Source organism: Shewanella sp. SM32, assembly GCF_025654235.1.
Lineage (GTDB): Bacteria > Pseudomonadota > Gammaproteobacteria > Enterobacterales > Shewanellaceae > Shewanella > Shewanella oncorhynchi.
Genome location: NZ_JAKKRO010000112.1, coordinates 1 through 4818 on the forward strand (window position 1 = coordinate 1; position 4818 = coordinate 4818).

5 protein-coding genes and 1 pseudogene are annotated in these 4818 nt (G+C 45.4%); all 6 read left to right on the forward strand.

The genetic code is table 11. The features are described 5' to 3' along the window. Positions 1 to 207, forward strand: a pseudogene (locus L5M10_RS23170) (IS3 family transposase); the annotation flags it as partial. A gap of 306 nt (positions 208 to 513) precedes the next feature. Continuing rightward, positions 514 to 2307 carry a fumarate reductase flavoprotein subunit FccA gene (fccA, locus tag L5M10_RS23175; protein ID WP_263181986.1) on the forward strand — a complete coding sequence of 598 codons (1794 nt, stop codon included), beginning with the start codon at positions 514 to 516 and terminating at the stop codon, positions 2305 to 2307. A 257-nt stretch (positions 2308 to 2564) separates the two neighbouring features. After that, complete coding sequence (locus L5M10_RS23180; RefSeq protein WP_105250073.1) at positions 2565 to 3554, forward strand: 2-hydroxyacid dehydrogenase; 990 nt, start codon at positions 2565 to 2567, stop codon at positions 3552 to 3554. A gap of 68 nt (positions 3555 to 3622) precedes the next feature. After that, positions 3623 to 4360 (forward strand): dienelactone hydrolase family protein, encoded by a 738-nt coding sequence (locus L5M10_RS23185; protein WP_263236703.1) that lies wholly within the window; start codon positions 3623 to 3625, stop codon positions 4358 to 4360. A 49-nt stretch (positions 4361 to 4409) separates the two neighbouring features. Next, complete coding sequence (locus L5M10_RS23190) at positions 4410 to 4610, forward strand: hypothetical protein (RefSeq protein WP_263256036.1); 201 nt, start codon at positions 4410 to 4412, stop codon at positions 4608 to 4610. Positions 4611 to 4655: 45 nt separating this feature from the next. Continuing rightward, a partial coding sequence (tnpA, locus tag L5M10_RS23195; protein ID WP_411569281.1) for an IS66 family insertion sequence element accessory protein TnpA occupies positions 4656 to 4818 on the forward strand: 163 nt, incomplete at its 3' end.

Genomic DNA, 4818 nt, shown 5'->3' on the forward strand with positions numbered 1-4818 from the left:
CACAGCCAGCTAAATTTTGTCTCACCAGGGCAACGTCATGCACTGCAAGATGGCGCTATTTTAGCGAAGCGCAAGAAAGTGCTTGAGGCGGCGAAGGAAAGAAAACCGATGCGTTGGTCTACAGAGATCAGAAATTGTGAAGCGGTTGGCGCTGTAACACTCAACCCAGATAAGGCACCAGAAGAAGGCGTAATAAATGCAGCTTAATATTTAAACAAAGAGTGACAACTATCTTGAAAAACACCGAATATGTTAACTCACGCATGTTATACCGTATTGAAGCAGTGATTAGTCTCAACTTCATTAATATTTCCCATCCGATTGCACATTTTAAATATGTTATTTTCGCTGTAACAAAGGTTATGTGATCTGAACACACATATACCTCTTTAGATAGTGCTAAATTTGCAAATGGAGAATGCTCTAACAGTGCGTGAGCTGCGTAAAAAATAAATATCACACCACGATGAATAACCCTTATTAAGTAGATGAATGTACGGCGGAGGAACTATCATGTTCACAAGAAATATTCAAAAAACAGCACTAGCCATGCTGATCTCTGGCGCTATGGCAGGTACTGCCTATGCAGCACCAGAAGTGCTAGCCGATTTTCACGGTGAAATGGGTAGCTGCGACAGCTGCCACGTATCAGACAAAGGTGGCGTCACCAACGACAACCTTACCCATGAAAATGCTCAGTGTGTTAGCTGCCACGGTGATTTAAAAGAACTGGCCGCCGCTGCACCTAAAGATAAAGTATCACCCCATAAATCTCACCTAATTGGCGAAATTGCTTGTACTAGCTGCCATAAAGGTCATGAAAAATCAGTCACCTATTGCGATGCTTGTCACAGCTTCGGCTTCGATATGCCTTACGGTGGTAAGTGGGAACGTAAGTTTGTGCCTGTTGATGCAGACAAAGCTGCTCAAGATAAAGCCATTGCCGCTGGCGCAAAAGAAACCACTGATGTCGTGATCATAGGTTCAGGTGGTGCAGGTCTTGCTGCAGCCGTTTCAGCCCGTGATGCAGGCGCTAAAGTTATCCTGCTTGAAAAAGAACCTATCCCAGGCGGAAACACTAAACTTGCTGCTGGCGGTATGAACGCCGCAGAAACTAAGCCACAGGCTAAACTAGGTATCGCAGACAAGAAACAAATCATGATCGACGACACCATGAAAGGTGGTCGCAATATTAACGATCCTGAACTGGTCAAAACCTTAGCCAACAACTCATCAGACTCTATCGATTGGTTAACCTCTATGGGTGCCGATATGACTGACGTAGGTCGTATGGGTGGCGCAAGTGTTAACCGTAGTCACCGTCCAACAGGTGGTGCTGGTGTGGGTGCACACGTAGCACAAGTTCTATGGGACAATGCAGTGAAACGTGGTACTGACATCCGCTTAAACAGCCGTGTAGTACGTATTCTTGAAGATGCGAGCGGTAAAATTACCGGCGTATTGGTGAAGGGTGAATACACAGGTTATTACGTGGTCAAAGCTGATGCTGTCGTTATCGCAGCGGGTGGTTTTGCGAAAAATAACGATCGTGTCGCTAAGTACGATCCAAAACTGAAAGGCTTTAAAGCGACTAACCACCCTGGTGCTACAGGTGATGGCTTAGACGTGGCATTGCAAGCGGGTGCTGCAACTCGCGACTTAGAATTTATTCAAGCTCACCCAACTTACTCACCTGCTGGTGGTGTAATGATCACCGAAGCGGTACGTGGTAACGGTGCGATCGTGGTTAACCGTGAAGGTAACCGCTTTATGAACGAAATCACCACCCGTGACAAAGCGTCTGCCGCGATTCTGCAACAAAAAGGCGAAAGTGCTTATTTGGTATTCGATGACTCTATCCGTAAGAGCTTAAAAGCCATCGAAGGCTATGTGCACCTGAACATTGTTAAAGAAGGCAAAACAATTGAAGATCTGGCTAAACAGTTAGATATTCCAGCGGCCGAACTCGCTAAAACAGTGAAAGCTTATAATGGCTTTGTTAAATCAGGTAAAGATGCTCAATTTGAACGTCCTGATTTACCACGTGAATTAGTTGTTGCACCTTTCTACGCTCTCGAAATCGCGCCAGCAGTTCACCACACTATGGGTGGTGTTGTGATCGATACTAAAGCCGAAGTGAAGAGTGAAAAAACGGGCAAGCCTATTGATGGTTTATATGCAGCCGGTGAAGTCACAGGTGGCGTTCACGGTGCTAACCGCTTAGGTGGTAATGCTATCTCCGATATCGTTACTTATGGCCGTATCGCGGGTGCATCTGCAGCTAAATACGCTAAAGACAAAAAGTAAAATGCAATAACGGAGGGTTAAAGGACTAACCCTCAGCTCATATAGTACGACTTTCAATATGAGAGCTCTAGCTTGAACACTTCAAGTAAAAGCAGTCAATCAATAAGCGAGCCGTCAGGGGCTCGCTTTTTTATTCCCAATTGATGATAAAGCTCACTCTTTTAACGGGGAATTTTCTAAGGCTAAGGACAAAAAGCCCTAACTCACTTACACTCTTTGCCAGATAATTACATCAGCAAACCCGTTAGGTGACTGAAATGAGAATTGGATTTTTTAGCGCGAAACATTACGACATGCAGCACTTTAACCGCACAAATGCTGCGTTTGGTGCACAAATTGAGTACTTCGATTATCGCCTCTGCATGCAAACAGTGAAGCTTGCCGAAGGTTTTGAAATTGTCTGCGCCTTCGTCAACGATTCACTCTGTGAAGAAGTTCTGGTCGAACTCGCTAAGGGTGGCACAAAAATTATCGCCATGCGCTGCGCTGGCTTTAACAACGTCGATTTAGTTGCCGCTAAACGCTTAGGCATGCAAGTCGTTAACGTACCAGCTTATTCTCCTGAATCCGTGGCCGAACATACAGTCGCACTGATGTTGACACTGAATCGAAAAATCCACAAAGCTTACCAACGCACCCGCGATGCCAACTTCTCCCTCGAAGGCTTAGTCGGCTTTAACATGTTCGGCAAAACCGTCGGCGTGATTGGTACAGGTAAAATCGGCGTAGCAACCATCAAGGTATTACTCGGTTTTGGCTGTAAAGTCATTGCCTTCGATCCCTTTATCAATCCGGCTGTCATCGCACTGAATGTTGAATATCAAGATCTCGACTCTATTTATGCAAACAGCGATATCATCAGCTTGCATTGCCCGTTGACCGCGGATAACCGTCACTTACTAAACCAAGCCAGTTTCGCCAAGATGAAACCCGGTGTCATGGTGATCAACACCAGCCGCGGTGGTTTACTCAATGCTTTCGACGCAATGGAAGCATTAAAACTGGGGCAAATCGGCTCGCTTGGGCTCGATGTATACGAAAACGAAAAAGGCCTGTTCTTCGAAGATAAATCGAATGAAATTATTCAAGACGATGTATTCCGTCGTTTATCAGCCTGCCATAACGTGATTTTCACGGGTCACCAAGCCTTCCTCACCGAAGAAGCCCTAGGCGCCATTGCCAAAACGACCTTAAGCAATATAAAAGCACTATGTGCCGGTGAACTCTCAGGTAACGAATTGTTTTAACTGACAGATAAAATCCTGACTGCTAAAGTGAGGCTTCAACGTTTGAAGCCTCATAGAGGAATATAAATATGTTAGTGACTCAGGAAATTCAGGATATCTCCACGCCTTCAGGGCTAATGCGCACCTATATCTATCGCCCAGAAGCACAGGGAATATTCCCAAGTATCATCTTTTATTCCGAGATATTTCAGCAAACTGCGCCCATCGCCCGCACCGCCACTATTCTTGCTGGCCACGGTTTTGTGGTGTTAGTACCCGAAGTGTTCCATGAACTGAATCCTTTAGGCACTGTGCTGGCCTATGATGAATCAGGTAAAGATAAAGGTAACGCCGATAAATTTGCCAAACCCCTAGAACACCACGATATCGATACCCAAGCACTGATCGATTTTGCCACTCAACAAACTTACTGCAATGGCAAAGTTGGCTCTATGGGCGTGTGTATCGGCGGCCACTTAGCCTACCGCGCCGCACTCAATCCCGCTATTTTAGGTGCATTTTGCCTCTATCCAACCGACATTCATTCCAACACCCTACCCTGCGCTTACGGTAATGACTCATTGAGCCGCAGCGGTGATATTCAAGGGGAATTAGTGTTAGTGTTCGGCAAGCAAGATCCCCACGTATCCGCGGAGGGACGAGTACTAATCCACCAGCAATTAATGGCGCTGAACCGTAACTTCACTTGGCTTGAAGTCAACGCCCAACACGCCTTTATGCGTGATGAAGGCGAACGCTATGATCCCGCACTCGCACTGCAAATGTACCTGCAAGCGGTAGCTTTTTTTCAAAGAGTGCTTCACTAGTTTATAAATTAAACATACAAGATATTAAATACTTAAGGAAAGAGTAAAAATGAAACCCTATAAAAATTTATCCTCAAAAAACTTAGCATTACTATTAATGATTACCCGAGTAACAACCGTTGTTTCGTTATTAGCCGTCGCGCTTTCATTAATTGGCCTAGCGAGTCAGTTTTGGATGACACGGGGATTTAGCCTTAACTTTTGGTCGACAGTAAGCGTAACGCCAACCACACATTCCAATCCTAACTGATCAACTTTACCCTGTCTGCCATTATCAACTGCCAGGGTAATCATCATGCACCGTACCAAAGAACAATGGCTGGCCTTGTTTGCCGAGCAAGCCCAAAGTGGTCTCACCCAAACTGAATTTGCAAAACGTCAGGGCATCATTCCTACATATTTTAGTTATCGCAAGCGTCAGTTGTTGGCGTTTCAGGATGATGACGGTGGCTTTGTTG

Bases quoted from the DNA above. Each gene is read 5' to 3' on its own strand.
- L5M10_RS23185 (WP_263236703.1), top strand. From the start codon at position 3,623: ATGTTAGTGACTCAGGAAATTCAGGATATCTCCACGCCTTCAGGGCTA.
- L5M10_RS23180 (WP_105250073.1), top strand. From the start codon at position 2,565: ATGAGAATTGGATTTTTTAGCGCGAAACATTACGACATGCAGCACTTT.
- fccA (WP_263181986.1), top strand. From the start codon at position 514: ATGTTCACAAGAAATATTCAAAAAACAGCACTAGCCATGCTGATCTCT.
- L5M10_RS23190 (WP_263256036.1), top strand. From the start codon at position 4,410: ATGAAACCCTATAAAAATTTATCCTCAAAAAACTTAGCATTACTATTA.